Origin of the sequence: Paraburkholderia sartisoli, assembly GCF_900107685.1 — a bacterium.
Classification (GTDB): domain Bacteria; phylum Pseudomonadota; class Gammaproteobacteria; order Burkholderiales; family Burkholderiaceae; genus Paraburkholderia; species Paraburkholderia sartisoli.
In genome coordinates, this window is the sequence record NZ_FNRQ01000005.1 from 156,518 (window position 1) to 182,215 (window position 25,698).

The 25,698-nt window shown below is 62.7% G+C and carries 23 protein-coding genes; 17 read left to right on the forward strand and 6 right to left on the reverse strand.

Annotation, left to right across the window (positions count from 1 at the left end; genetic code table 11):
- Positions 1 to 132 precede the first annotated feature (132 nt).
- Together BLV45_RS16605 and BLV45_RS16610 are read left to right on the forward strand one after the other, a co-directional pair.
- Positions 133 to 570 carry a lytic transglycosylase domain-containing protein gene (locus BLV45_RS16605; RefSeq protein ID WP_090535056.1) on the forward strand — a complete coding sequence of 146 codons (438 nt, stop codon included), beginning with the start codon at positions 133 to 135 and terminating at the stop codon, positions 568 to 570.
- A 229-nt stretch (positions 571 to 799) separates the two neighbouring features.
- Positions 800 to 2,083: a GTP-binding protein gene (locus tag BLV45_RS16610; RefSeq protein WP_090535057.1), complete on the forward strand. Its 1,284-nt coding sequence runs from the start codon at positions 800 to 802 to the stop codon at positions 2,081 to 2,083.
- A 57-nt stretch (positions 2,084 to 2,140) separates the two neighbouring features.
- Here the strand turns inward: BLV45_RS16610 and BLV45_RS16615 are convergent, their stop codons facing one another.
- Complete coding sequence (locus BLV45_RS16615; RefSeq protein WP_074262967.1) at positions 2,141 to 2,419, reverse strand: HU family DNA-binding protein; 279 nt, start codon at positions 2,417 to 2,419, stop codon at positions 2,141 to 2,143.
- A 437-nt stretch (positions 2,420 to 2,856) separates the two neighbouring features.
- Between BLV45_RS16615 and mnmC the strand changes: the two genes are divergently transcribed.
- From mnmC to BLV45_RS16655, 8 genes are all read left to right on the forward strand, one after another.
- Positions 2,857 to 4,824: a bifunctional tRNA (5-methylaminomethyl-2-thiouridine)(34)-methyltransferase MnmD/FAD-dependent 5-carboxymethylaminomethyl-2-thiouridine(34) oxidoreductase MnmC gene (mnmC, locus tag BLV45_RS16620; protein ID WP_090535058.1), complete on the forward strand. Its 1,968-nt coding sequence runs from the start codon at positions 2,857 to 2,859 to the stop codon at positions 4,822 to 4,824.
- A gap of 872 nt (positions 4,825 to 5,696) precedes the next feature.
- A complete protein-coding gene (locus tag BLV45_RS16625) occupies positions 5,697 to 6,896 on the forward strand; it encodes a cation:proton antiporter (RefSeq protein ID WP_090535287.1) in 1,200 nt (399 codons plus the stop codon).
- A gap of 93 nt (positions 6,897 to 6,989) precedes the next feature.
- A complete protein-coding gene (locus BLV45_RS16630; protein WP_090535059.1) occupies positions 6,990 to 8,105 on the forward strand; it encodes a YbdK family carboxylate-amine ligase in 1,116 nt (371 codons plus the stop codon).
- A gap of 622 nt (positions 8,106 to 8,727) precedes the next feature.
- Entirely contained in the window at positions 8,728 to 9,366 is a 639-nt protein-coding gene (locus tag BLV45_RS16635) for a MarR family winged helix-turn-helix transcriptional regulator (protein WP_090535060.1), read from the forward strand.
- Between the two features lie 159 nt (positions 9,367 to 9,525).
- Positions 9,526 to 10,242, forward strand: coding sequence for a glutamine amidotransferase (locus BLV45_RS16640; protein ID WP_090535061.1), 717 nt, complete (start codon positions 9,526 to 9,528; stop codon positions 10,240 to 10,242).
- On the forward strand, positions 10,239 to 10,964 hold the full coding sequence (locus tag BLV45_RS16645; protein ID WP_090535062.1) for an MOSC domain-containing protein: 726 nt from the start codon (positions 10,239 to 10,241) through the stop codon (positions 10,962 to 10,964). The genes BLV45_RS16640 and BLV45_RS16645 overlap by 4 nt, the downstream gene beginning before the upstream one ends.
- A gap of 114 nt (positions 10,965 to 11,078) precedes the next feature.
- Complete coding sequence (locus tag BLV45_RS16650; RefSeq protein WP_090535063.1) at positions 11,079 to 12,191, forward strand: NADH:flavin oxidoreductase/NADH oxidase; 1,113 nt, start codon at positions 11,079 to 11,081, stop codon at positions 12,189 to 12,191.
- Positions 12,192 to 12,406: 215 nt separating this feature from the next.
- A complete protein-coding gene (locus BLV45_RS16655; protein WP_090535064.1) occupies positions 12,407 to 12,892 on the forward strand; it encodes an SET domain-containing protein in 486 nt (161 codons plus the stop codon).
- 38 nt (positions 12,893 to 12,930) lie between these two features.
- Here BLV45_RS16655 and BLV45_RS16660 read toward each other — a convergent pair whose 3' ends face one another.
- Both BLV45_RS16660 and BLV45_RS16665 read right to left on the reverse strand, forming a co-directional pair.
- Entirely contained in the window at positions 12,931 to 14,430 is a 1,500-nt protein-coding gene (locus BLV45_RS16660) for a sensor histidine kinase (RefSeq protein ID WP_090535288.1), read from the reverse strand.
- A 136-nt stretch (positions 14,431 to 14,566) separates the two neighbouring features.
- The gene (locus BLV45_RS16665; protein ID WP_090535065.1) at positions 14,567 to 15,253 is read right to left on the reverse strand and encodes a response regulator transcription factor; all 687 of its coding nucleotides are present in this window, start codon (positions 15,251 to 15,253) and stop codon (positions 14,567 to 14,569) included.
- A 117-nt stretch (positions 15,254 to 15,370) separates the two neighbouring features.
- Here BLV45_RS16665 and BLV45_RS16670 point away from each other — a divergent pair, with 117 nt between their 5' ends.
- Positions 15,371 to 15,595, forward strand: coding sequence for a DUF3717 domain-containing protein (locus BLV45_RS16670; RefSeq protein WP_090535289.1), 225 nt, complete (start codon positions 15,371 to 15,373; stop codon positions 15,593 to 15,595).
- Between the two features lie 101 nt (positions 15,596 to 15,696).
- Here BLV45_RS16670 and BLV45_RS16675 read toward each other — a convergent pair whose 3' ends face one another.
- A complete protein-coding gene (locus BLV45_RS16675) occupies positions 15,697 to 16,023 on the reverse strand; it encodes a 4a-hydroxytetrahydrobiopterin dehydratase (protein WP_281246319.1) in 327 nt (108 codons plus the stop codon).
- Between the two features lie 204 nt (positions 16,024 to 16,227).
- Here BLV45_RS16675 and BLV45_RS16680 point away from each other — a divergent pair, with 204 nt between their 5' ends.
- Positions 16,228 to 16,728, forward strand: a complete 501-nt coding sequence (locus BLV45_RS16680; protein ID WP_090535067.1) for an Lrp/AsnC family transcriptional regulator — start codon at positions 16,228 to 16,230, stop codon at positions 16,726 to 16,728.
- A gap of 33 nt (positions 16,729 to 16,761) precedes the next feature.
- On the opposite strand, the gene BLV45_RS16685 is transcribed toward BLV45_RS16680, so the two are convergent.
- Complete coding sequence (locus tag BLV45_RS16685) at positions 16,762 to 17,310, reverse strand: class IV adenylate cyclase (protein WP_090535068.1); 549 nt, start codon at positions 17,308 to 17,310, stop codon at positions 16,762 to 16,764.
- Between the two features lie 187 nt (positions 17,311 to 17,497).
- Positions 17,498 to 18,397 carry a LysR family transcriptional regulator gene (locus BLV45_RS16690; protein WP_090535069.1) on the reverse strand — a complete coding sequence of 300 codons (900 nt, stop codon included), beginning with the start codon at positions 18,395 to 18,397 and terminating at the stop codon, positions 17,498 to 17,500.
- A 130-nt stretch (positions 18,398 to 18,527) separates the two neighbouring features.
- Here BLV45_RS16690 and BLV45_RS16695 point away from each other — a divergent pair, with 130 nt between their 5' ends.
- From BLV45_RS16695 to BLV45_RS16720, 5 genes are all read left to right on the forward strand, one after another.
- Complete coding sequence (locus BLV45_RS16695) at positions 18,528 to 20,048, forward strand: CoA-acylating methylmalonate-semialdehyde dehydrogenase (RefSeq protein WP_090535070.1); 1,521 nt, start codon at positions 18,528 to 18,530, stop codon at positions 20,046 to 20,048.
- Positions 20,049 to 20,809: 761 nt separating this feature from the next.
- The gene (locus BLV45_RS16705) at positions 20,810 to 22,510 is read left to right on the forward strand and encodes a GMC family oxidoreductase (RefSeq protein ID WP_090535071.1); all 1,701 of its coding nucleotides are present in this window, start codon (positions 20,810 to 20,812) and stop codon (positions 22,508 to 22,510) included.
- Between the two features lie 231 nt (positions 22,511 to 22,741).
- Positions 22,742 to 23,521: an ABC transporter ATP-binding protein gene (locus tag BLV45_RS16710; protein WP_090535072.1), complete on the forward strand. Its 780-nt coding sequence runs from the start codon at positions 22,742 to 22,744 to the stop codon at positions 23,519 to 23,521.
- Complete coding sequence (locus tag BLV45_RS16715; protein WP_090535073.1) at positions 23,518 to 24,276, forward strand: ABC transporter ATP-binding protein; 759 nt, start codon at positions 23,518 to 23,520, stop codon at positions 24,274 to 24,276. Before BLV45_RS16710 ends, BLV45_RS16715 begins: the two co-directional genes overlap by 4 nt.
- A gap of 67 nt (positions 24,277 to 24,343) precedes the next feature.
- A complete protein-coding gene (locus BLV45_RS16720; RefSeq protein ID WP_090535074.1) occupies positions 24,344 to 25,552 on the forward strand; it encodes an ABC transporter substrate-binding protein in 1,209 nt (402 codons plus the stop codon).
- Positions 25,553 to 25,698 lie beyond the last annotated feature (146 nt).

Below are 25,698 nucleotides of genomic sequence, written 5' to 3' on the forward strand. Positions count from 1 at the left end.
GCTGACGGTATGATACGGGCGGTTCCATGTGGCGGACGCGTCTCTACAGGCATCGGGTTTTCCCCGATGTCCGGTCACGACGGCGGGCATCGCCTTGTCTTTTCACCGTTATTTGCTTAGTCATCTTGATCGATGAAACCGGTTCTCGTCACTGTCGCTATCGGGCTCTGCGCGTGGTTCGCCGCCGCGCCGGCACGCGCCGACTGCTTTGACGAGGCGGCCAGTTACCAGAAGGTCAATCCACTCATCCTGCGTGCGATCGCGTGGCAGGAGTCGCACAACCGGCCCGACGCCCTGCACAAGAATGCGAACGGTTCGACCGACTACGGCATCATGCAGATCAACTCCGTCCATCTCGCGACGCTGTCGCAGTACGGGATTTCCACCGATACGCTGATGCAGCCCTGCAAGAACGTCTACATTGCCGCCTGGCATCTGCGACGCCAGATGAACAAATACGGCAATACGTGGAACGCGGTCGGCGCCTACCACTCGGAAACGCCGACGCTGCGCGATCGGTACGCAAAGCAGATCGCGGCCATTTTGCAGAAGTGGAACCTGCTGCGCTGAACGTTTCGTCGCACACGGGTTTTCTGCCAGCCTTCCCCGAACGCCAGCTGGCCGGCCGGTTGCCGGACATCGGGCATCGTGCATCGCGCGTCCATGCATGCGCTTGCCAGGCGGCGGATTCGCGCGGCCCCGCGACGTTTGATGCACAATGCGGCTTCGTCCTGCCGCTCGCCCGCACCCCGGTTTTGCGCCCGGCACGCCTTTCTTCTTTTCTCGCTTTCTGACCGTAATGAACCAGTCGCCACTGCCCGTCACCGTGCTCTCCGGTTTTCTGGGCGCGGGCAAGACCACGCTCATCGAACACCTTCTCGCGAACGCGGCTGGCCTGCGCATCGCGGTAATCGTCGCGGATGTCGCCGCGATCGAACTCGATGCGACGCTCGTGCGCGCATCGGGAACGACGCACGGCGCGACACAAAAACGAATCGCGCTGAAAAGCGGCAGCGCGTTGATCGCGGCGAGCGATGATCTGCCCGCCGATATCGAACGCGTTGCTGGTGAGCAGCAGTTCGATGCGATCCTCGTCGAAGCGACGGGCAACTTCACGGCCATGTCGATTGCGGAAAGCCTTACGTTCGGCGAGAGCGATGACGACACCGGCGTTGTACGGCTCGACACGATGGTGACGATCGTCGACGCGTCGCGTTTTCTGACTGACTTCGCGCGGACCGATTCACTGTTCGAAGCGGGCCTTGTCACGACCGAAGACGACGATCGCACGGTCGTCGAGCTGCTTGTCGACCAGGTCGAATTCTGCGACGTGCTGGTGGTGAACAAGCCGGACCTCGTCAGCGACGAAGCGCTCGCGCGTCTTCAGCGCATCCTCACGCGCATCAATCCGGGCGCCGTGCAGATCGTGAGCCATTACGCCGACATCGCGCCTGCCGACGTGCTCGACACACGACACTTCGACTTCGACGCAACGTCGGGTTCGGCCGGCTGGCTCGTCACGCTCACCGAAGATCACGATCCGGAGCCGCACGTGCATGCGGATGATGCCGGCGTCAGCACGTTCGTCTATCGCGCGCGCCGTCCGTTTCATCCGGAGCGTCTGTGGGCGCTGCTGCATGAGGAATGGAAGGGCGTGCTGCGCAGCAAGGGGTTTTTCTGGCTCGCCACGCGCAACGAGATCGGCGGCACGCTCTCGCAGGCGGGCGGCACATGCCGGCCCGCGCCGGCGGGCACGTGGTGGGCCGCGCAGGATCGCAGCGAATGGCCCGAGGGCGACGACGAACTGATGGATGAAATCGCCGCCGACTGGTACGGCGATGCCAGCGACTTCAGTATCGGCGACCGTCGCCAGGAACTGGTGATGATCGGCGTCGATATCGATGCGCCCGCGTGGCGCGCAAAACTCGACGCGTGCCTGCTGACCGGCGACGAATATGCATCCGGTCCAGAGGCGTGGAAGGCGTTCGCCGATCCGTTCCCCGCGTGGGACCTCGACGATGACGACCACGATCATCACGATCACGGTGACCACGATCATGGTCACGGCCACCATCATCACTAGACGCGCAGACGAAAAAAAACCCGCCAATGGCGGGCGTCAACACAAGGCTCTACATGCCTAGCGCTTGTTGACTGCGTCCTTGAACGCTTTACCAGCCGTGAACTTGACGGTCTTGGCGGCCGGAATCTTGATGGTTTCGCCGGTCTTCGGGTTGCGGCCCGTACGCGCTGCGCGCTTGCCCGAACCAAAGCTGCCAAAGCCGATCAACTGGACTGCGTCACCCTTGGACACAGCCTTCTTGATCACTTCAAGCAGCGTGTCCAGCGTTTCGCCGGTTTGAGCTTTGCTGGCGCCCGTCTGACCTGCGACGGCGTCGATCAGTTCCTGTTTGTTCATTAAGGTTCCTTTCTTGGTTAGGTTGACACGAACAGCGCGAACGCGCCGATTATACGTGCGCGTGCCGCGCCGTCGAGCAGCGACGGTGACCGGAGCGCTCCGGTCAAACGCGTCGCGAAGCTTTTCACGCGACGGCCGTGCTGCCGCTTCCCTGTGCGGCGCCTGCTATGATAGCGCAGCGCAAACCCAATCAGGACAAGGGTTTCGAAGATTTACACGGTTCCTTGTCCGATCGGGTTCCGATTGGACGCGGATGAGGCCTTTTTCCCCCTGGAACGCATCAAACCGCTCGCGTGGATGGCCTGAACACCGCGCCAGCGTTGGTTTTTGCCAACGCCCGAGCGGCGGTATATCGCCGTGTGACTCTTGCAACAAGGGCTTTCCAGTACCTTGCAGCACGCTTTGTTCCTCATAGTCGACGTCCTCTTTCTGCCTGCATGACCGAGCCGCTGATCCCCGCCACGCTCGCCTTTCGCGACAACGGCGCACCATTCTCTCGTCAATACGACGACATTTATCACAGCGCAGTCGGCGGTCTCGCCCAGGCCGAATATGTGTTTTTGCAGGGCAACAATCTGCCCGCGCGCTGGCAGGAAAGACGCGTTTTCACGGTGCTGGAAACCGGCTTCGGCATGGGCATCAACTTCCTGATGACGTGGGCCGCCTGGCGCGCCGACCCATTACGTTGCGAGCGGCTGCATTTCGTTTCGACGGAAAAACACCCTTTTTCAAGGGACGATCTGCATCGTGCGTATGACGCGACGATTTCCGATCCGTCGATCGCTGCGCTTGCGCGCACCCTTGCCGATGCGTGGCCACTCCTGGTTCCGGGTACTCACCGGCTCGAATTCGACGGGGGTCGCGTCACGCTGACGCTTGTCTTCGGCGATGCGGGCACCACGCTTTCATCGCTCTGGTTGCGTGCCGACGCGTTTTACCTCGATGGTTTCGCGCCCGCGAAAAACCCCGATCTCTGGACGCCGCAACTCTTCAGGCAACTCGCGCGTCTTGCCGGCGACGACGCGACGTTCGCCACATACACCAGTTCCGGCGATGTGAAACGTGCGCTGATACAGACCGGGTTCGAGTATCGCAAGGTCGACGGATTTGGCTGGAAGCGGGCGATGCTGGTCGGACGTTTTGCGCCGCGCTGGCGCGTGCGCCGACACGATCCGCCGATGCCGCTTGCTGTCGCCGAACGTCGCGCGGTGGTGATCGGCACCGGTCTCGCGGGTTGCGCGGTGATCGAGCGGCTCACCGCGCGCGGCTGGCACGTGAGTTCGCTCGAACGACACGATGGCATCGCGCGTGAGGCGTCCGGCAATCCCGCAGGCGTGTTCCATCCGATGCTTTCGCGCGACGACAGCGTCGCGTCACGCATCACGCGTGCAGGCTTTCTTTATGCATTGCAGCGATGGGCGGTACTCGCGGATGCAGGCCATCCGCTCGCGCGCGGCACTTCAGGGCTTCTCCAGCTTGCAGGCAACGACGACGAAGCACGCGCGATGTCGGCATCGCTTGCTTCGTTTGCGTGGCCGTCGGGGTACGTCACACCGGTGTCCCGCGACGAAGCACGACGGCTCGCGAACATGGATGTGGCGAACGGCGGCTGGTTCTTCCCCGAAGGTGGCTGGATCGATCCCGCGACGCTGTGCGCGGCGCAATGCGCGGCCGCGGGTTCGCTGCTTGACCGGCGCTTTGGCGTCAACGTCGCGCGTATCGAACGGGACGGCGATCAGTGGAACGTATTCGATGACAGCGGGCAGATCGTGGAACGGGCGCCGGTTGTCATTGTTGCGAACGCGCATGATGCCGCTCGCATTGCCGGGCTGCGCTACGCGACGACACGCAGCGTGCGTGGCCAGTTGACCGTGTTGCCGGCGGATACGGTGCCGGGTCTGCAACTGCCCGTGATCGGCGAGGGTTATGCGGTTCCGCTCGCGAGCGGCCTCACGCTGACCGGTGCAACCTACGACCTCGACGATCCCGATGCCTCGTTGCGCGCAAACGGACACGCCGAAAATCTGGCGCACCTCGCGCAGATGCTGCCCGGACTCCATCACGCAATCGATCCGCTCAAGGCTGAAGCGCTCGATGGTCGCGTCGCGTTTCGATGTGTGGCGCCGGACCGCATGCCGATGATTGGCATGCTTGCCGACGAAGCAGAAGCCACAAGCGAAGCCGACCGTCTTCGTGGAGCATGGCCGCTTGATCTGCCGCGCTCGCCGGGTCTCTTCGGCGCGTTCGCGTATGGCTCGCGTGGACTGGTGTGGGCTGCGCTGGGCGCGGAGCTGATCGCATCCCAGATCGAAGGCGAGCCGTGGCCAATCGAACGCGATCTCGCCGAATCCATCGATCCCGCGCGTTTTCTGCTTCGTGCATTGCGGCAAGGAACGGTTCGATAGCGCGATCGCGCGAAAAAGTTATCCACGCCTGTCTGTGGATAACCGTGAGAAAAGCGGCATCAACTCGTGTGGACCCGATGTGGACGTAAACGGGACAACTTTCGCGTCGCGTCTTCGCGGGAAAAGTTGTTCATCGAAGCCCGCGAGACCCACACATGCTGTGCGTGCGGTTATGCGCTTTCTAACGTGATGATCTGCTTCGGTAAACACCGGTTATCCACAGAAACGCGATGTCCTTGTTAACTGTTACTACGTATACATACAGGTAAACATATAAACAAAGAGGCGTGGCCGCTCGCACTGGATCAAACCCGAAACCACAAAACCGGAAACCCCTGCCTCGACGCAAAAGCGCTTCCCTGAAATTCGCATCGTTTCTATCAATGGGCTTCACCCCGAAATGCCTCGCGCCATACGCGCCGAAGCCTTCAAAAAGGTCGTTTTTCCCTGCCTCGACGAAATTGGGGTACGTTTTACTGCTTTACCTTCTCATCAGGGCCTTTTCGGTCGACCCGGAAAAACCTGTGGCACAATCGCCGTTCTTCATGCGCACGCCTCGTTTCATCCAGGGTGCGCATTCACGGAACGGTTGCCGGTCAATAACAATCTGATTCACAGGTCGACGGCGTTCGTACACATGTATTTGGCAAGCTGCCGGAATGCACACGCGGGCTTCGCCGTCCGCGGTCAATCGGTCTTCGCGCAACCGTCTCAGTTTTCACCCGATCGACAATCTGCAACGCCCGTCGGCGCAGCGCCACATCGACGACGAACGCGATAGCGACGACGAATGCAAGCCGCGTTCACTCCGTCACCGGTCCGTCCGCCGGTTTTCGCCGCATGGCCGTTGCAGCAAAGGAGAAGCCCCCACGATGAAGTCGGCGTTTTCATTTTTTCCAGCCCTGCCGCTCGCCCCCGACGCGATCTTCTGGGCCGGTCTCGCGCTGCTCGCGGCCGGTCTGTGTGGAGAACTCTGTTATCGCGCATGGCGCCTGCCGCGCATCTCCGGCTATGCCGTGATCGGCTTGATTGCCGGATCGGCTGGCTTCGGCGTGATCGATGCCAGTTCCGGCGCGGCGCGCCCGCTGCTCGACGTCGCGCTTGGTCTGTTGCTGTTCGAGCTCGGCAGCCGTCTCGACCTGCGCTGGATTCGCCGCAACCCGTGGCTGATTCTCTCGAGCATCGCCGAATCGACGCTCACGTTCGCACTCGTCCTCGCCGTGCTGCTGTTCCTCAAGGTGCCGACGATGGTCGCGATGGTGCTGGCCGCGATCGCGATGGCCACGTCGCCCGCGATGGTGATCCAGCTGAAAACCGAGCTGCGTGCCGAGGGGCAGGTGACGCAGCGACTGATGACGTTGACCGCGCTCAACAGCATGTACGCGGTGGTGATCGAAAAGCTCGCGTCGAGCTGGCTGCATCAGGAGGTGTACGGCAACGCGCTCGCCACGATCCTGCAACCGCTTTATCTGCTGATCGGCTCGTTCGTTCTGGCGTTCGCGCTCGCGCGCGCGTGCAATTTCTTCTATCGACGCATGAACATGCAGGACGAACATTCGTTCGTCGCGCTGTTCGGTCTGGTGCTGCTCGCCATCGCGATCGCGCATCTGTTCAAGCTGTCGACGATCCTGAGCCTGCTGGCCGCCGGCATCATCGTGAAGAATCTGGAGGCGCGGCCGCAATTGTGGCCGCAGCATTTCGGCACGGCCGGGTGGCTCCTGACCGTGATCCTGTTCGTGCTGACATTGACGTCGTTCGAGTGGAAAGACATCGCGCTCGGCGGGGTGGCGGCACTGGGCCTGATTGTTGCGCGCCTGATCGGCAAGCTGGTCGGCGTGCTCGTGTTCGCGAAGCCGAGCGGCCTGAACTGGAAGCAGGGCATCGCACTCGGGCTGTCGCTTTCGCCGATGTCCGCGCTTGCGTATCTGCTTGTCAACGATACCTACGACCTGTATCCGAATTTCGATCCGCAACTGCGCGCCGTCGTGATGTGTTCGATTGTCGTGCTGCAGCTTGTCGGGCCGTGGCTCGTCTATCGCAGCCTCGCGCTGGTGGGAGAACGCCGCGAGTAGCCGTTCGCGCGAAGCAAACCTGAATTCACAACGATTGCGGCCGGCCGGTGCTTCGGCGCCTGGCGGGTCCAGTCAGCCAATCCAAGGGACGTCATGTCACTCGAACCCTTTGTCGACTCGAAACCGTTCACCTTCGGGATCGAGCTCGAAATGCAGATCGTCAATACCCATGACTATGATCTGACCAAAGCCGGCAGCGATCTTCTCCGTCTCATCAAGGACGAGCCGATTCCCGGCAACATCACGCCGGAAATCACCGAGAGCATGATCGAGCTGTCGACGGGCATCTGCTCGACGCACGAGCAGGCCGTGACCGATCTGCACACGATTCGCGATACGCTCGTCGCCGCGGCCGACCGGCTGAACGTCGGGCTGTGTGGCGGCGGCACGCATGCGTTCCAGCAGTGGAGCGACCGGCAGATCGTCGATACGCCGCGCTTTCAGTACCTGTCCGAACTGTACGGTTACCTGGCGAAGCAGTTCACCGTGTTCGGCCAGCACGTACACATCGGTTGCCCGGATCCGGACAGCGCGCTGTTCCTGCTGCATTCGATGTCGCGCTTCATTCCGCATTTCATCGCGCTGTCGGCTTCGTCGCCGTTTGTGCAGGGTGTCGATACCGGCTTTCATTCCGCGCGCCTGAATTCGGTGTTCGCGTTTCCGCTGTCGGGCCGCGCACCGTTCGTGCTGACGTGGGACAGCTTCGAGGAGTATTTTTCGAAGATGGTTCACACGGGCGTCGTGAACAGCATGAAGGATTTCTACTGGGACATCCGGCCGAAGCCGGGTTTCGGCACGATCGAGGTACGCGTGATGGATACGCCGATGTCCGTCGACCGGGCCGCGGCGATTGCCTGCTACATCCAGACGCTCGCGCGTCATCTGCTGCTCGACAAACCGTTGATCCCGAAAGAAGACGATTACCTCGTCTACACGTTCAACCGGTTCGAGGCTTGCCGCTTCGGACTGGCCGGCACCTGCATCGATCCGCAGACGGGCGAGCGCCGGACGATTTCCGAGGACATTCTCGCCACGCTCGATCGCATCGCGCCGCACGGGGATGCACTGGGGTCCGGCAAGGCGCTGGACCAGGTCGGCGCGATCGCGCGCGGTCAGGTCAACGATGCGACATGGCTGCGCAGCGTGTTTTCGGAAGAAAAATCGCTCCATGAAACCGTGCGGCAACAATGTCTGCAATGGCGGGCGTGATTTTCTGCCCGCAGCCTGTTGCCGTTGTCTGACAGAACCCGCTTTTCGCGGGTTTTTTTTCGGCTTTCATTTTCCAGCCAGGGCTTCCTGAGGTTTATTCAATGTTTACGTATACATACGTAGTAATAGTTAACAAGCATGGGCTTCATCTGTGGACAACGAAGGAATTCCCTGCAAAGTCAATGAATTGCGTAAACCACAACCCTGCGGATCCAATGGGTGTCTTCACCGGGAAGTGCGGATAACTTCATCTGACCTGGCAACCCTGGTGCCGGTTATCAAGAATCCATGCACACCCATTTCATGGGATATCCCGGGGTTATCCACAGCACGCGCTGGATAACTTAGCTGTACGATTGGCCGCACTCGCATAGAATGTCGGTTTTAACGCTGTGACGGGTCGCGTCGCCCTGTTCGAAAAACTACGGCTGACGGTACACAGCGAAATGAGAGAGCATTGCTGCACAACCCGCCGGAACAGGCGGGCAAAGCAGAATATTTTTGAGATAGTTAGAATCGGCCCGGCTTTCCCGGACGGGACCGTCCCCACACAGGCTGCCGGCGTGTTTGCCGCCGAAGGCCAACCACGCGGCAGCATGCTGTCATTAACGAACGAAAGATTATGAGCGAAGGCGTCTACGGAGAGCAGGCAACCGGTCGGGTGACCCACACCTTGTTGCGACTGAGCACGGCCATGCGAAGCCAGGCATGGGAATGGGCGGAAGGTGCGGGCCTCACGCCGACCCAGGGTGAAATTCTCGTCTTGCTGATGCAGCGCAAGGGTCCGATGCGTCTCGGCGAGATCGCGCGCGAAACGGCGTTGACCGCGGCCACCACCAGCGACGCGGTCAGCACGCTCGAAGGCAAGGGTCTCGTCGAAAAGCGCCGTGCGCTCGACGACGGCCGAGCCCTCGCGGTGCGCCTGACGGCACGTGGCCGGACGGCGGCAAAGCGCGCGGCGCAATGGCCTGACTTTCTGTCGAAGGCCGTCGGCACGCTGAAGGACGACGAGCAGGCCGTGTTCTATCGCACGCTGCTGAAGACGATCCATCAGCTCGAAGCGCAGGAAACGATTCCTCCGCATCGCATGTGCCTGTCGTGTACGCATTTCGTTCCGAGCAGGAATCCGAAGAAGACGCCGCATTACTGCGCGCTGCTCGAGCTGAAAATGTCGGATACGAATGTGCGTCTGGACTGTTCAGTCCACGAAACCGCCGACGTGGCGACACAGAAGAAAATCTGGAAAATCTTCGCGCAGTAAGCGCGAATCCGCCGTGCCGCCCGGCGGGCTGGTGGGGAACGCGCCGGTGTCGGGCGTCGTTGTCCCTTGCGAACCGACTCGCGGCACGGCAGCGACGCCCGGCGATGCACGGGCGACGGGTCGTCTTCTTCGGGTCTATTTCGGGAACAGGAACTGCCGATGAATCACGAAGTTCTGGCCATTCGCCACGTGCACTTCGAAGATCTGGGCAGCCTCGAACTCGTGCTCGGCGAGCGCGGGCGTCCGGTGCGCTATCTCGATGTCGGCCGTGGACGCATCGAGGCGCCTGATCCGGTGGCGCCTTCGCTGATGGTTATCCTCGGCGGCCCGATCAACGCGTGCGACGACGCGCATTACCCGACGCTGGTTCCGCTTGTATCGATGATCGAACGGCGCATCGCCGCCGGTCTGCCGACGCTCGGCATCTGCCTTGGCGCGCAACTGATCGCGCGCGTGCTCGGTGCGCGGGTCTATGCGGGCACCCGGCCCGAGATCGGCTGGGCGCCGCTTGCGCTCACCGACGCCGGCCGCGCGTCGCCGGTGCGTCACCTGGACGGCGCGCAAACATCGATGTTCCACTGGCACGGCGATACCTTCGATCTTCCCACCGGCGCCACGCGTCTCGCTTCCACGCCTGACTGCGAAAACCAGGCGTTCGCGTGGGGCGGGCATGTGCTCGGCCTGCAATGTCATCCGGAAATTCGCGCCGACCGCTTCGAGCCATGGCTCATCGGCAATGCGTCGGAAATCGGCGGAACCGACGGCGTGGACGTGTTGCAGCTGCGCGCGGATACAGCCCGTTTTGGCCCGCGTCTTGAGGAAGCATCCCAGGCGATGTTCAACGAATGGCTCGACCAGGTGGAGGCGAAGCCATGAGCGGTGTCGTGTTTCGCGTCGATGCCGTGTTGACGGGCGTTGTCGCGCCGCTGGGTGACCATGGCAAAGAGAGCGCGATCGGCAAGAAGCCGGTCGGACATCGCGTGTGGCTTGGCGAAACGGGTCTCGACGGCGACGAACAGGCCGAACGCAAACATCACGGCGGCCCCGAAAAGGCGATGCTTCACTACGCGTTCGATCATTACGACGCGTGGCGCAACGAATGGCCGGCAACGCCCGCCGGTCGCACGCTGCTCGACGCGTGCGGTGCGTTCGGCGAAAACATCAGCACGCTCGGCATGACGGAATCGACGGTATGCGTCGGCGACGTGTACCGGATCGGCGGCGCGCTCGTGCAGGTGTCGCAGCCACGCAATCCGTGCTGGAAACTGAACCTGCGTTTTTCGCGCGAGGACATGTCGCGCCGGGTTCAGGACACGCGTCGCACGGGCTGGTATTACCGCGTGCTCGAAGCAGGGGAAATGGGCGCCGGCGACACCATCGAACGGCTTGCGCGCCCGCATCCCGAATGGACCGTCGGACGGTTGCTGCGCGTGCTGTACGTCGACCGCGACGACCGCGCCGCACTCGAAGGCATGGCGAATCTCGACACGCTGACGGCTTCCTGGCGCGCGACCGCCACGAAGCGGCTCGCGAGCGGCACGATCGAGTCGTGGTCGAGCCGTCTCGACACACCGTCGGGCCAGACGCACGACGCCTGACGTCACGGCGGCGGCCGGGTTTCAGTCCGCTTTCTGCGCGCGTGGCGCGTGCTCTGCAGCGAAAGAGACGCAGTGCTATCCTCGATCGCTCTTTGTCCTCTCTCGCGAGAACCCATGAGTGCGCTCTTCTCTCCGCTCACGCTGCGTGGCGTGACGCTTCGCAACCGCATTGTCGTGTCCCCGATGTGCCAGTATTCCGCCGAACGCGGCGAGGCCAGCGAGTGGCACATGATCCATCTGGGTCACCTCGCGCTGTCCGGCGCCGGGCTCCTGTGCATTGAAGCGACCGCGGTCGAACCGGACGGTCGCATCACGCCCGCCGATCTTGGACTGTGGGACGACGCCACCGAAGCCGCGCTCAAGCCCGTGCTCGCCGCGATCCGCAAGCACTCGCATGTGCCCGTCGCGATGCAGCTCTCGCACGCCGGCCGCAAGGCATCGAGCCATGTGCCCTGGGCCGGCGGCCAGCTGATTCCGGTGGCCGGGGGCGGCTGGCTGCCGCATGCGCCTTCCGCGTTACCGCACAAGGCCGGCGAAGCGCCGCCGCTTGCGCTCGACAACGCGGGGCTCAACCGGATTCGCGAAGCGTTTGCCGCTTCGGCGCGTCGTGCGGCGCGGCTCGGTATCGATGCCCTCGAAGTCCACGCGGCACATGGCTATCTGCTGCACCAGTTTCTCTCGCCGATCGCGAACCAGCGCACCGATGAATACGGCGGCTCGCGCGAGAACCGCTGGCGTTTTCCGCTGGAGATCCTCGACATCGTGCGGGCTGCGTTTCCCGCCGACAAACCGGTCGGCGTGCGCGTATCGGCGACCGACTGGGTTGAAGGCGGCATCACGCTCGAAGACACCATCGCGTTCGCGCACGAACTGAAAAAGCGGGGTTGCGACTGGATCGACGTGTCGTCGGGCGGCGTGTCGCCGCTGCAGAAGATTCCGCTGGAGCCGGGCTATCAGGTGCCGTTCGCGCGGGCCGTGAAGAAAGCGACGGGCCTGACGACGATCGCGGTCGGCCTGATTACCGATGCCCAGCATGCCAGCGAACTCGTCGAAGCGGGCGACGCCGATCTCGTCGCGATGGCGCGTGCGATGCTCTACGACCCGCGCTGGCCGTGGCACGCGGCCGCGCAACTCGGCGCGAGCGTCGAGGCGCCGCCGCAATACTGGCGCTCGCAACCGCGCGACCAGAAGGCGCTCTTCGGCGAGACGACGCTCGGGCAGCGCTGACCTGCAACGAAGATGAAGGGCGGCGGAAGCTTTTTGGCGGTTGAACGAAGCCGTCTCTAACGTGTACGATGCCGGGTGTGGCGCATGGGCGTCGCAGGGCTACGCGGCGCCGGTATGGCGCCGCGTTTGCTATCCACGCCAGAAAAACCGGCAGATTCCCCGCTTCACGCGAGTGATTGCATGTTCACCTTCAGTTCTTCACAAGGATTCATTCAATGAGTTCACGCAGGATCGCTGTGCGCCGCTCGGGTGTGCATGGCAAAGGCGTGTTTGCCGTGGAAGCAATCGCTGCCGGCGAACGGTTGATCGAATACAAGGGTGAGCGGATCACGTGGAAAGAAGCGTTGCGTCGTCACCCGCACAATCCGGACGAACCGAATCACACGTTCTATTTCGCGCTCGATAGCGGCCGCGTGATCGACGGCAAGGTCGACGGCAACAGCGCGCGCTGGATCAACCATTCATGCGCGCCGAACTGCGAAGCCGAGGAAATCGACGGTCACGTGTACGTTCACGCGCTGCGCGACATCGAAGCCGGCGAAGAACTGTTCTACGACTACGGCCTCGTGATCGACGCGCGTCAGACGAAGAAACTGAAGAAGGAATACGAATGCCGTTGCGGCGCGCGCAAGTGCCGCGGCACGATGCTGGCGGCGCCGGACAAGGCAGAAAAAGAAAAGAAAGCGAAGAAGAAAAAGTGAAGGACGGGCGGCGCGAAACCCGCGCGCCCGCCAGACAGTCACATATCGACCGGCGCCCTGTGCGCCGGTTTTTTTGTCACATGGGCTGGCCCGGCGCGTTCGCCGGTAACGGTATTGGCGACAACCGGAATGCGCACGATGAAACGGGCGCCGCCCCCGGGTGCGTCTTCGTAATGCACGCCGCCGCCGTGCAGCACCATGATGTCGTGGACGATGGCGAGGCCGAGACCCGCGCCGCCGTCGACGCTCGTGTCGCTTTGCCCGTCGCCGCGGAAAAACCGCTTGAAGAGTTCCGCCTGCTGTTTCGGCGGCACGCCCGCGCCGTTGTCCTCGACGACGATTTCCGCCATCGTCGTGCCGTCAAGCTGCACCTGTGAGACGCTCACCGTGATGCGTCCGCCGTCGTAGCGCGTGGGCGGAACATATTTCAGCGCGTTGTCGAGCAGGTTCGCGATCACTTCGTGCAGCAGCACCGGATTGCCGCGCGCGATCAGCGGGTGATCGTTGGTCGGGTCGTCCAGACGCTGGAAGCCGAGGTCGACGTGAACCGCGAGCGCGCGCGGCACCCATTCCGCGCCGGTTTCGAACGCGAGCGCAGCCATGTCGACGTTGATGAAGCGCGCCGCCTGTTCGCCCGGCTCCGCGCGCGCGAGCGACAGCAACTGGTTTGACAGCCGGACCGCGCGATCCGCGGCGGCGCGCAGCTCGCGCACGGCGGCGTGTACCTGCTTCGGCTCACGCGCGACGGCGGCCTGCTCCGCGTGCAGCTTGACCGCGGTCAGCGGCGTGCGCAGCTGATGCGCGGCGTCGGCGATGAATTTGCGTTGCGAATCGAGCGCGGTTTTCAGGCGGTCGAGCAGACCATTCAGCGCGCTGGTGAGCGGCCGGATTTCGATCGGCACGAAGGTTTCGTCGACCGGCTCGAGCGACGTGTGCGTCTGCCGGTTCAGCGAATCGGCGAGATCGGTGAGCGGATTGAGCTGCTGGTTGACGACGCGCCACACGATCACCCAGCCGGCCAGCAGCAACAGCAGCAGCGGCATCATGATCGCGACGAGAAACTCCGCGGCGATGCGAAAACGATGATGGACCGGCTGCCCGACCTCGACGACGATCGGATTGCCATGCGGCTGGCTCACGCGCACCTGTGCCACGCGCAGGCTCGTGCCCTCGTGCTGCGCCTCGAACACATACGCGTAGTGCATGCGGCGCACGCTCGTGCCCTGCAGCGGCAGTTTGGGATCGCCGGCAATCTCGGTTTCGCCGTTGCTGATGCGATAGACGAGCTGTTCGACCGGATCGGAGAACATCGCCTGCGCGAGCGGCGGCACCGTGATCGACGCGTCCGGCCCGGCAATCTGGACCTGGCGCGAGATGGCGGTGGCGAGATCAGCGAGCGAACGGTCGACGACGTGCTGTGTGTACTGCCATGCAAGCCAGTAAGCGATGAGCCCGCTCATCAGCGCGAGCAGCGAAAGGGGAGCAGCGAGGCGGCGCAGCAGCGTGCGCCGCAGGCTGTTCGCGACCGGATGGGGCATGGTCGAACGCGCAAAAGAGATCAACGCGGATCAGATTACTCCTCGTCCGCGAAAAAAACCGGGTTTGGCCGGATGTCCCGATTCAACGGGACGCCCGGCGATCGGCCCGGCCAGGTCACCGCCCGAAAAAGCGCGGTTACGAAGCCTGGCGGATTTCCTGCAGCAGATAGCCGAAGCCGCGCACCGTGACGATTTCCACGCGGCAGGCTTCGAGCTTTTTGCGCACCCGGTGTACGTAGACTTCGATCGCGGTGTCGCCGAGATCGCCGCCGAAGTGCGTCAGGTGATCCTGCAGCTGCGCCTTGCTGACCACGCGACCGTGGCGCAGCAGCAGCATTTCGAGCACCGCGAATTCGCGCGGCGACAGTTCGAGCGGCTTGTCGTCGTTGAAGATGCGGCGGTCGACGCCCGACAGACGCACGCCGCCGAGCGACACTTCCGGACGCGGCATGTCGCCGTGCGGGCCGCTGCGGCGCATCACCGCGCGGATACGCGCCTCGAGTTCGGCGGGTTCGAACGGCTTCAGCATGTAGTCGTCGGCGCCGGAATTGAGGCCCTGGACGCGGTCGTTCAACTCGTCGCGCGCGGTCAGCACGATCACCGGCGTGTGGCGGTTGCCCTGGCGGAAACGCGAGAGCAGCGTCATGCCGTCGATGCCCGGCAGACCGAGATCGAGAATGATGAGTTCGTGACGATTTTGCGTGAGAGCCTGTTCGGCGAAAATGCCGTCGTGGACCATGTCGACCGTGAAGCCGGCTTGTTCGAGGCTACTTTGGATGCCGCGTGCGATGGGGCGGTCATCTTCGATCAGAAGGAGTCGCATGGATTTCGCTCAAGTACAATGGGTTTAGGCGTATCGTGCACGCGTTCGCCGGAGCGCCTGCTGCACAGCTTGTGCGGCGTTGCCGTGCGATGCGGCCATCGAATGATCACGAAAGTCATGTCCGTCATTACGATCAACGAACTCGAAGCCGCGATCAACTTCTGGCGCAGCCGCTCGCCTTCGAGCGGCGACGAACTCAGCCTGTGCAAGGAGGCAAGCGCGCTCTCCAGGCCGTATGCGCAGATGATTGTACAGCGAGAGACCTGGCTCGCACCGGAACGTTTGGACGCGATTGCCCGCGAAGCCTGGAATTCTTACGTTCGCCTTAAAAACGGCCTGTAGAAGTGAAGGTTTGGTGGCCTGATTACCTGCAAAACCCTTTCATCAGACGTGTTACGACGGGTTTTCGCTGCTTTCGCGCGGCTTCTTTCTATTTTTTTGCGTCACGGGCGCAAGACTGACTTCGCGACGTCGTCGATGAAACGGGCCAGCGCGATATCGCGTCCGGTCACGCCGCTCGCCTCGTGCGTCGAGAGCGTGATGTCGACCTTGTTGTAGACGTTGAACCACTCGGGGTGGTGGTCCATTTCCTGTGCCTTGATCGCGACGCGTGTCATGAAGCCGAACGCCTCGTTGAAATCGGCGAACTGAAGGCTGCGCGCGATCGCGTCGCGGCCCTCGGCGACCTGCCAGCCGTCCAGCTGGCCCAACTCCGCTGCGCGTGCTTCGGACGTCAGTTTCTGGATCATCGGGAATACCTCGCTTGCCAGGTTGCCAGGTTGTAAGCGCGCGGGCGCCGTGGCGCCTCGCGTGGGTGAGACTATTTTTTCACGGATGGCGAGGCGCTGCTGGACGCGGCGCGATGCGCCCGGACGCCGCTGCGGAGAACGTGCCGAAAGACGCAATAGTGACGATATTGGCGATGTTCATGCAATAATCGTGCATTAAACTGCTATTTAGTGCGGAGAGTAATCATGCTCGAACTGGATCACTTTGATCTGGCGCTTCTGGAAGTGCTGCAGCGCTTCGGGCGCGCGACGCACCAGCAGCTTGGCGAGCAGATACCGCTGTCGCCTTCGCAGATCGGCCGGCGGCTGCAGCGGCTCGAATCGGCGGGTGTGATCGACGGCTATCGCGTCGTGTTGCGGCCCGAGAAGCTCGGGCTCGGCGTCACCGCGTTCACCAGCCTGAAACTGAAGCATCACGGCGATTCGATCATCGAGCAGTTCCAGCAGCAGCTCGACGTGCTGCCGGAAGTGCTCGAATGCCACGCCGTGGTGGGCGATGCGGATTATCTGCTGCGGATCGTGGCGCCCGATCTGAACGCGCTGTCTTCGTTTGTGATGAAGAAGCTGATGCGCGTGCCCGGCGTCGACAGCGTGCGCTCCAACATCGTGCTGACGACGTTCAAGCGCAATGGGCCGCTGCCGCTCGGCCATCTTTCGCCGGGCGCGCCCACCGCGCCCGCCGCGTGAGCGGGCGAGCGTTTCAGGCGCGGCTCGCCCGCTTCAGGCCACCTTCAGCGGTTCGGTTTCCAGCTCGGTTTCTGGATTAAGCAGGTCCACGTACGCGACCGGCACCAGATCCGTTTCCGGCACGCCGAGCTTCGCGAACAGAGCGTGCGCCTCGGCTTCGCCGCCTGCTTCGTCGTCATCCTGCGCGAGCACGACTTCCAGTTCGATGAAATCGCCCAGACCGTCGACGCGGTCCAGATGAATCCGCGTGCGTCCCGTCAGATACACGTGGCGTTCCTTCGTGACGATGCCGCGTGTGGTCAGGGCAGTCGCCAGCAGCGAATGCATTGCCTCGGCGTTCGTGACCGGGCTGCGCGTGTAGTACGAAACCTTCGGGCCATCGCGGTCGTCGCGCTGATAGAAGATCAGTTCGGCGGGGGTGCCGTCGTCGAACTGGCGCAGTTTCAGGCGTCCGCGCGGCACGTCGTAGAAGAAGTCCTGCTGGCGGAAGATCAGCGGCGCGTCCGGCGAAAGCTGTGCGGCGCGTTCGCGCAGTTCGTCGAATTGCCTGGCGCGGGCTTTGATCTCGATGTTGCGGGCCATGTGAGACTCCTGTCGAAAGATAGGGCGAAGGCGGCTTCACGTCATCCGGTGAAGCGCGTCGGGATGGACCAACGGAAAAGGCGGAAAGAGGCGGGGGTGGCGCAGTGCGCAAAACACGAATCTAGCAAAAAGCGCGTGACAGTGTCTTTACATCACCCCGCATGGCGCAGGCTGTCATGAGGCGCGCTCATATCGTCCACTGCTGCTCGATCAGCTTCATGGCGGCGGCGATGGCCGGTTCGTCCTTGCGGCTCGCGAGCGAGATGAACGTGAGTTCGGTGGGCACCGTGATGCCTTCGACGATCGTCAGCGCGTGAGCGTGCGCCTCGGCGATGGCCGTCGCGTCGCGGGCGAGCGTGAGCCCGACGCCCGATTTGACGAGATCGAGCATCGACGGCTCCTGGTCGACTTCGGCCACTTTCACCGGCTTTACGCCCGCTTCGCCGAACAGATGCGACAGCAACCGGTTGTGCGCGGAAGCCGGCGGCGTCCAGATCCACGGCAGCGCGGCGAGTGCGCGCCAGTCGTGCGCGCCCTTGACGCGGTCCTTCCAGCCCGCGGGCGCGAGCACGCGATACTTGAAGTGGGTCAACGTGAGCGCGTGGAACGCCGCTTCGCTGCGACTTCCCGCGTCCGCGGGCTGGCCGATGAAATAACCGACGTCCAGTTCGCCCGCGAGAACCTGGTCGCGCACCCAGCCTGACATGCCGTGACGCAGCGCGGTTTCGATATGCGGCCAGGTTTCGACGAGCTGCTTGAGAAAGCCGCCCAGCCGCAGGAATTCCGGATCGAGGATCGTGCCGATGCGCAGCCGGCCGCGCACTTCGTGACGCAGCGCGGCGGCGGCGCGCTGCACGTCGCTCGCCGCGTTGAGCGTGCGCTCCGCGTGCGGCAGCAAAGCCTGGCCGTCGCGGGTCAGCGTGAGCCCGTGCGACGTGCGCGTGAAGAGCGACACGCCGAGCGTTTCCTGCAGATGCTTGATCTGCAGGCTGACGGCGGGTTGGGTCAGATGCAGCTGCACGGCCGCGCGCGTGAGATTGCCCTCGCGCGCGACGGTGACGAATGCCCGGAGCAGAGTCAGGTCCATATCCTGATATTAGCCTGTCTTATATCGCAATTGAGCATAACTCATTGGATTTAGGGAGGCAGGGGCGATTACGCTTCGGTGAGACGTGTGTGCAATGCACGCTTACCGGTTTTCATCCAGGAGGAAGGACATGAGCGAGACAGATCAAGGCGCCCGCGTACGCGCGCTGACCCACGTTATCAATGGCCGGGCGATTGAGGGCAAGAGCGATCGCTTTGCCGACGTGTTCAATCCGGCGCTTGGCAGCGTGAGCGCGCGGGTTCCGCTGGCGAGCGTGGCGGAGGTCGATGGCGCCGTGGCTGCCGCGAAGGCCGCGTATCCCGCGTGGAGCGCGGTGGCGCCCATCAAGCGCGCGCGCGTTCTGTTCAGGTTCAAGGAATTGCTTGACCGTCACCACGATGAGCTGGCGGAAATGATCACGCGTGAGCACGGCAAGGTGTTTTCCGACGCGAAGGGCGAGGTGATGCGCGGCATCGAGGTTGTCGAGTTCGCGTGCGGCATTCCGAATCTGCTGAAGACCGATTTCACTGACCAGATTGGCGGTGGCATCGACAACTGGAACCTGCGTCAGCCGCTGGGTGTCGTGGCGGGCGTGACGCCGTTCAACTTTCCGATGATGGTGCCGTGCTGGATGTTTCCGGTGGCGATTGCGTGCGGGAACACGTTCGTGCTGAAGCCGTCGGAGCGCGATCCGTCCGTTGCAGTCCGGCTTGCGGAACTGCTGAAGGAAGCCGGCTTGCCGGATGGCGTATTCAACGTCGTTCATGGCGACAAGGTGGCCGTCGATGCACTGTTGCAGCATCCTGACGTGAGTGCGCTGTCGTTTGTCGGTTCGACGCCGATTGCCGAATACATCTATACGGAAGGCACGAAGCGTGGCAAGCGCGTGCAGGCGCTGGGCGGGGCGAAGAACCATCTGGTTGTGATGCCGGATGCCGATCTCGACCAGGCTGTCGATGCGTTGATTGGTGCCGCGTATGGATCGGCCGGCGAGCGGTGCATGGCGATTTCGGTTGCGGTTGCGGTGGGGCACGTTGCCGACGAGTTGATCGAGCGGCTGACGCCACGTACGAAGGCGTTGAGGATTCGCAACGGGATGGATTCAGAGGCCGAGATGGGGCCGCTCGTGACGGCGGCGCATCGCGCGAAGGTCGAGGGATATATCGAGGCGGGTGTTGCGGCGGGCGCGAAGCTCGTAGTGGATGGGCGGGGACATCGGGTCGAGGGTCACGAGGCCGGGTTTTTCCTGGGCGGGACCTTGTTCGACGATGTGCGGACCGACATGACGATTTATAAGGACGAGATTTTTGGTCCTGTGCTGTGCGTGGTTCGGGTGCCGGATTTTGCTTCTGCTGTTGCTTTGATCAACGCGAACGAGTTTGCCAATGGCGTCGCGTTGTTTACCTCCGACGGCGGTGTGGCCCGTGCTTTTTCGCGGCAGATCGAGATCGGGATGGTCGGGATTAATGTGCCGATTCCTGTGCCGATGGCATGGCATTCTTTTGGTGGATGGAAGCGGTCTCTTTTTGGTGATCACCATGCGTATGGGGAAGAGGGTGTGAGGTTCTATACCCGCTATAAGAGCATCATGCAGCGGTGGCCTGACAGTATTGCCAAGGGCGCTGAGTTTACGATGCCGGTGGCTAAGTAAGGGTTTGGGTTTGGTTGTTGTTGTTGTTGTTGGCCTTTCCTTGTATTCGTGTCGGTCTATTGGCGTTGCCCCTGTGCGGGGCGGCACCTACTTTTCTTTGTCTTGCCAAAGAAAAGTAGGCAAAAGAAAGGCGCTGCGAAAACTCATTTCTTCAAGGCGCATCTTTAGCGGGGAATGGCAACCTATGAAGTGTCTCTCTCGCACTTCACCCGACATCGGTCCCCGCGCGATTCCATCCCGCGCGCGGTCCGTGTCCGTGACAAGGCCGTCATTCATCCCACTCCGCACTGCGTGCGTCGCGGAGCGGTTGTGCAGCGAGGGGTTTCGCAGCCGATGTTAGGCATTAGCGATTACGGGTGCGTGCATGGGAGGGTTATGCCGATCGACGATGCGCGTAGCGCGGAGTCGGGTGGATGAGCCCTTTGTCATGGGCAGTGAATGCGCGCGGGACGGAATCGCGCGGGGACCGATGGCGGGTGAGGCGTGGGGGCGACACTTCATGGGTTGCCGTTCCCCGCTGAAGATGCGCCTTGAAGAAATGAGTTTTCGAAGCGCCTTTCTTTTGCCTACTTTTCTTTGGCAAGACAAAGAAAAGTAGGTGCCGCCCCGCACAGGGGCAACGCCAATAGACCGACACGAATACAAGGAAAGGCCAACAGCCCAGAACAACAAAAGGAAAGGCCAAAAAGCCAGAACAAAACAAAAACCCCATCGGCATGTCGTGAACGGCGACCCGAACAAGGAACGACTGGGTGACGACCATGAATGAACAAACAAACCACCGTCTGCTGGAAGGCGAATTCGACTACATCGTAATCGGCGCCGGCACGGCAGGCTGCGTCCTTGCCAACCGCCTGAGCGAAGACAAGGACGTGCAGGTACTGCTAATAGAAGCCGGCGGGAAGGACGACTACCACTGGATTCATGTGCCGGTCGGCTACCTCTACTGCATCGGCAACCCTCGCACTGACTGGCTCTATAAAACACAGCCGGAACCCGGCCTGAACGGCCGCTCCCTCTCTTATCCACGCGGACGCGTGCTAGGCGGAAGCTCGTCGATCAACGGCATGATCTACATGCGCGGCCAGCGCGAAGACTACGACGAATGGGCTCGCGTCACGAACGACCCGTCATGGGCCTGGCAAAACGTCCTCCCCATCTTCAAACGCAGTGAGGACTATCACGGCGGCGCCAGCGAATCGCACGGCGCAGGCGGCCCGTGGCGCGTCGAAAAACAGCGCCTCAAATGGAAGGTGCTCGAAACCTTCGCGCAAGCCGCGCAGCAAACCGGCATTCCGGCCACCGACGACTTCAACCGCGGTGACAACACCGGTGTCGGCTACTTCGACGTCAACCAGAAACGCGGGATCCGCTGGAATGCCTCGAAAGCGTTCCTCCGCCCCGCAATGCAACGCCCAAACCTCACGGTCATCACGGGCGCGCACACGCAACGCCTCGTCTTCGAAGGACGCCGCTGCACGGGCGTCGAATATCGTGGCGACAACACCGACTTCATCGCGAAAGCACGCTGCGAAGTCGTGCTCAGCTCAGGCGCCGTCAACTCGCCGCAACTGCTCGAACTCTCGGGCATCGGCAACGCCGCGCGTCTGCAAAACCTCGGTATCGAGGTCGTGCGCGATCTGCCCGGCGTCGGCGAAAACCTTCAGGATCATCTTCAGTTGCGCATGGCCTTCAGGGTCAACGGCGTGCGTACGCTCAACACGGCGTCCGCGCACTGGTGGGGCAAACTGATGATCGGCCTGCAATACCTGCTGCTGCAAAGCGGACCGATGTCGATGGCGCCATCGCAACTCGGCGCGTTCGCCAGGTCGGATCCCGATGATCGCGCGCTCACGCGCCCCGACCTGGAGTACCACGTGCAGCCACTGTCGCTCGACCGGTTCGGCGAACCGCTGCATCGGTTCAACGCGTTCACGGCTTCGGTGTGCCATCTGCGGCCCACGTCGCGCGGCAGCATCCACATCGAATCGAACGATCCGCATGCGGCGCCGCTCATCGCGCCGAACTATCTCTCCACCGACTACGACCGTCACGTCGCCGCCAACGCGCTGCGACTGACACGCCGTATCGCAGCGGCGCCGGCACTGGCGCGCTATCGCCCCGAAGAAATCCTGCCAGGCATCCAGTTTCAGACAGAAGAAGAACTGCAACAGGCGGCAGGCCAGGTCGGCACGACGATCTTTCATCCGGTCGGCACCTGCCGCATGGGTGTCGTCGACGATCCTGGCGCGGTCGTCGACAACCGGCTGCGCGTGATCGGCGTCGACGGTCTGCGTGTCGTCGATGCTTCGGTCATGCCCGGCATCACGTCGGGCAACACGAACTCGCCGACGCTGATGATCGCGGAGCGCGCAAGCGACATGATCCGCGCCGATCGCCGTGCTCGACTTTCGGGTCTCGAAACAGAGACACATCGTCCGCAAACGGTGTCAATTGCATGACATGCACGTAATCGAATGCGGGGTGCGCATAAAACACTAAGTGCAAATCCCGATGAATGCGCTGCATCATTGGCGAGACAATGGCACCCGTGCTGTGTGGTGCGGCATGGATTACCGTCCGCATTGGTGCACCACGCAAACGGACGACACGAGGGTGTCGTCATAAAACGTCGCGCGGTTTTCAGGCGCGGAAGATCGTAGCACTTCGCCTCACTCCGTCTGGAAGGGAACATGATTCTCGGCGACACGATTCTTGAGACGCGCGGATTGACCAGGGAATTCAAGGGGTTCACCGCCGTGAGCGGCGTGAACCTGCGCGTGCGCCGCGGGTCGATCCACGCGCTCATCGGCCCCAACGGCGCCGGTAAAACCACCTGCTTTAACCTGCTGACCAAATTCCTGGAACCGACAGCGGGCCAGATCGTCTTCAACGGCATCGACATCACGCGCGAACGTCCGGCGCAGATCGCGCGGCGCGGCATCATCCGGTCCTTCCAGATTTCCGCGGTGTTTCCGCATCTGACAGCATCGCAGAACGTTCGCATCGGGTTGCAACGCTCGCTTGGCACCGCCTTTCATTTCTGGAAGAGCGAACGCTCGCTGCGCGAGCTCGACGATCGCGCGATGGATCTGCTCACGCAGGTGGGCCTCACCGATTTCGCCGACGTGCCGACCGTCGAACTCTCGTACGGCCGCAAGCGCGCGCTCGAAATCGCGACGACGCTTTCGATGGAGCCCGAACTCATGCTGCTCGACGAACCGACGCAAGGCATGGGCCACGAGGACGTCGACCGCGTGACGGCGCTCATCAAGAAAGTATCGGCGGGACGCACGATCCTGATGGTCGAGCACAACATGAACGTCATCGCCGGCATCTCGGACACGATCACGGTCCTGCAACGCGGCGAGGTGCTGGCCGAAGGCAGCTACGCGGACGTGTCGAAGAATCCGCTCGTGATGCAGGCCTACATGGGTAGCGCGGACGCAGCCCTCGCCGGAGCGCATGCATGAACACCATTGCGGAACGCGAAAGCGCCGAAGTGAGCGGCGCGGCCGGTGCCGTGCCCGCGCTGGCGATCGCCGGCCTGCAGGCCTGGTATGGCGAGTCCCACATTCTGCACGGCGTGGATCTCACGGTGAGCCGGGGCGAAGTCGTCACGCTGCTCGGCCGCAACGGCGCCGGCCGCACGACGACCCTGCGCGCGATCATGGGGCTCACGGGACGTCGCACCGGCTCGATCCAGGTCTCGGGCCGCGAAACCATCGCGATGCCGACGCACAGGATCGCTCACTGTGGCGTCGGTTATTGCCCGGAAGAGCGCGGCATCTTTTCGAGCCTGTCGTGCGAGGAAAACCTGATGTTGCCGCCGCCCGTGGGCGACGCGGCGCGCGCGATGTCCATCGACGAGATCTATTCGATGTTCCCGAATCTGCAGGAGCGGCGCCAGAGCCAGGGCACGCGCCTGTCGGGTGGCGAGCAGCAGATGCTGGCCGTCGCGCGTATTCTGCGTACCGGGGCAAGCCTGCTGCTGCTCGATGAAATCTCGGAAGGTCTCGCGCCGGTCATCGTGCAGGCGCTCGCGCGCATGATCATGACGCTCAAGTCGCGCGGCTATACGATCGTGATGGTCGAACAGAATTTCCGGTTTGCGGCTCCGCTCGCCGACCGTTTTTACGTGATGGAACACGGCCATATCGTCGAGCATTTCGGCGCAGGGGAGCTCGAAAGCAAGATGCCGGTTCTACACGATCTGCTCGGGGTGTAAGCGTCGACGTAGTGGGAACGCCTGAATGCCTCTGAATAACCACAAGCATGGAAACAAGGAGACACGCATGAAACTGAAGACTCTCGCAGGGCTCGCGGCACTTTGCATCGCCAGTACCGCGCTGACGATGGGCACGGCCCAGGCCGCCGCGGGCGACACCGTGAAGATCGGCTTCATCACCGACCTTTCGGGCCTGTACGCGGACATCGACGGCCCGGGCGGCCTCGAAGCGATCCGCATGGCAATCGCCGACTTCGGCGGCAAGGTGAACGGCAAGCCGATCGAACTCGTCTACGCCGACCACCAGAACAAGGCCGACATCGCAGCCTCGCGCGCGCGTGAATGGATCGACCGCGAAGGCGTGAACGCGATCATCGGCGGCACGAACTCGGCGACGGCGCTCTCGACCAGCCAGGTCGCGGGCGAAAAGAAGATTCCGTACATCAACATCGGCGCGGGCGCGGACAACCTGACGAACGAGCAATGCACGCCGTACACGGTCCACTACGCGTACGACACGATGGCGCTTGCGAAGGGCACGGGTTCCGCCGTGACGAAGCAGGGCGGCAAGACGTGGTTCTTCCTGACGGCTGACTACGCGTTCGGCAAGGCCCTGGAGAAGAACACGGCGGACGTCGTGAAGGCGAACGGCGGCCAGGTGCTCGGCGAAGTGCGTCATCCGCTGTCGGCGTCGGACTTCTCGTCGTTCCTGTTGCAGGCGCAAGCGTCGAAGGCGCAGGTGCTCGGCCTCGCGAATGCGGGCGGCGACACGATCAACTCGATCAAGGCCGCGAAGGAATTCGGCATCACGAAGACGATGAAGATCGCCGCGCTGCTGGTCTTCCTGACCGATATCCACAGCCTTGGCCTCGAAACCACGCAGGGTCTGCTGGCAACGGACAGCTGGTACTGGAACATGGACGCGAAGTCGCGTCAGTGGGCGCAACGCTACTTCGCGAAGATGAAGAAGATGCCGACCAGCCTGCAGGCCGCGGACTACTCGGCCGTCACGACGTATCTGAAGGCCGTGCAGGCAGCCGGCACGACCGACAGCGACAAGGTGATGGATCAGCTTCACAAGATCAAGATCGACGACTTCTACGCGAAGGGGTACATCCGCCAGGACGGCAGCATGATTCACAACATGTATCTGATGGAAGTGAAGAAGCCGTCTGAATCGAAAGAGCCGTGGGACTACTTCAAGATCCTCGCGACGATTCCGGGCGACGAAGCTTTCGATACGAAGGCGGAATCGCGCTGCGCGCTGTGGAAGTAAGCGTCGGCTGACGCGCGCCCGTTTGCGGGCGGCGGCAGGCGGCATCGTCGCACGTTGACCCGCGCAGTTGCGCGGGTCAACGTGCGGACGCCCGACGGCCCACGCGCCGAGTGGTTCGCGCGTCTATCGATCTCATCTGGACGACG

Excerpts from the sequence above, each read along its gene's own strand:
- BLV45_RS16625 (WP_090535287.1), top strand. The coding sequence starts at position 5,697 with ATGAAGTCGGCGTTTTCATTTTTTCCAGCCCTGCCGCTCGCCCCCGAC.
- BLV45_RS16635 (WP_090535060.1), top strand. The coding sequence starts at position 8,728 with ATGAGCGAAGGCGTCTACGGAGAGCAGGCAACCGGTCGGGTGACCCAC.
- BLV45_RS16605 (WP_090535056.1), top strand. The coding sequence starts at position 133 with ATGAAACCGGTTCTCGTCACTGTCGCTATCGGGCTCTGCGCGTGGTTC.
- BLV45_RS16665 (WP_090535065.1), bottom strand. The coding sequence starts at position 15,253 with ATGCGACTCCTTCTGATCGAAGATGACCGCCCCATCGCACGCGGCATC.
- BLV45_RS16720 (WP_090535074.1), top strand. The coding sequence starts at position 24,344 with ATGAAACTGAAGACTCTCGCAGGGCTCGCGGCACTTTGCATCGCCAGT.
- BLV45_RS16630 (WP_090535059.1), top strand. The coding sequence starts at position 6,990 with ATGTCACTCGAACCCTTTGTCGACTCGAAACCGTTCACCTTCGGGATC.
- BLV45_RS16710 (WP_090535072.1), top strand. The coding sequence starts at position 22,742 with ATGATTCTCGGCGACACGATTCTTGAGACGCGCGGATTGACCAGGGAA.
- BLV45_RS16660 (WP_090535288.1), bottom strand. The coding sequence starts at position 14,430 with ATGCCCCATCCGGTCGCGAACAGCCTGCGGCGCACGCTGCTGCGCCGC.
- BLV45_RS16655 (WP_090535064.1), top strand. The coding sequence starts at position 12,407 with ATGAGTTCACGCAGGATCGCTGTGCGCCGCTCGGGTGTGCATGGCAAA.
- BLV45_RS16640 (WP_090535061.1), top strand. The coding sequence starts at position 9,526 with ATGAATCACGAAGTTCTGGCCATTCGCCACGTGCACTTCGAAGATCTG.
- BLV45_RS16610 (WP_090535057.1), top strand. The coding sequence starts at position 800 with ATGAACCAGTCGCCACTGCCCGTCACCGTGCTCTCCGGTTTTCTGGGC.
- BLV45_RS16670 (WP_090535289.1), top strand. The coding sequence starts at position 15,371 with ATGTCCGTCATTACGATCAACGAACTCGAAGCCGCGATCAACTTCTGG.
- BLV45_RS16680 (WP_090535067.1), top strand. The coding sequence starts at position 16,228 with ATGCTCGAACTGGATCACTTTGATCTGGCGCTTCTGGAAGTGCTGCAG.
- BLV45_RS16690 (WP_090535069.1), bottom strand. The coding sequence starts at position 18,397 with ATGGACCTGACTCTGCTCCGGGCATTCGTCACCGTCGCGCGCGAGGGC.
- BLV45_RS16615 (WP_074262967.1), bottom strand. The coding sequence starts at position 2,419 with ATGAACAAACAGGAACTGATCGACGCCGTCGCAGGTCAGACGGGCGCC.
- BLV45_RS16705 (WP_090535071.1), top strand. The coding sequence starts at position 20,810 with ATGAATGAACAAACAAACCACCGTCTGCTGGAAGGCGAATTCGACTAC.
- mnmC (WP_090535058.1), top strand. The coding sequence starts at position 2,857 with ATGACCGAGCCGCTGATCCCCGCCACGCTCGCCTTTCGCGACAACGGC.
- BLV45_RS16695 (WP_090535070.1), top strand. The coding sequence starts at position 18,528 with ATGAGCGAGACAGATCAAGGCGCCCGCGTACGCGCGCTGACCCACGTT.
- BLV45_RS16650 (WP_090535063.1), top strand. The coding sequence starts at position 11,079 with ATGAGTGCGCTCTTCTCTCCGCTCACGCTGCGTGGCGTGACGCTTCGC.
- BLV45_RS16645 (WP_090535062.1), top strand. The coding sequence starts at position 10,239 with ATGAGCGGTGTCGTGTTTCGCGTCGATGCCGTGTTGACGGGCGTTGTC.
- BLV45_RS16685 (WP_090535068.1), bottom strand. The coding sequence starts at position 17,310 with ATGGCCCGCAACATCGAGATCAAAGCCCGCGCCAGGCAATTCGACGAA.
- BLV45_RS16715 (WP_090535073.1), top strand. The coding sequence starts at position 23,518 with ATGAACACCATTGCGGAACGCGAAAGCGCCGAAGTGAGCGGCGCGGCC.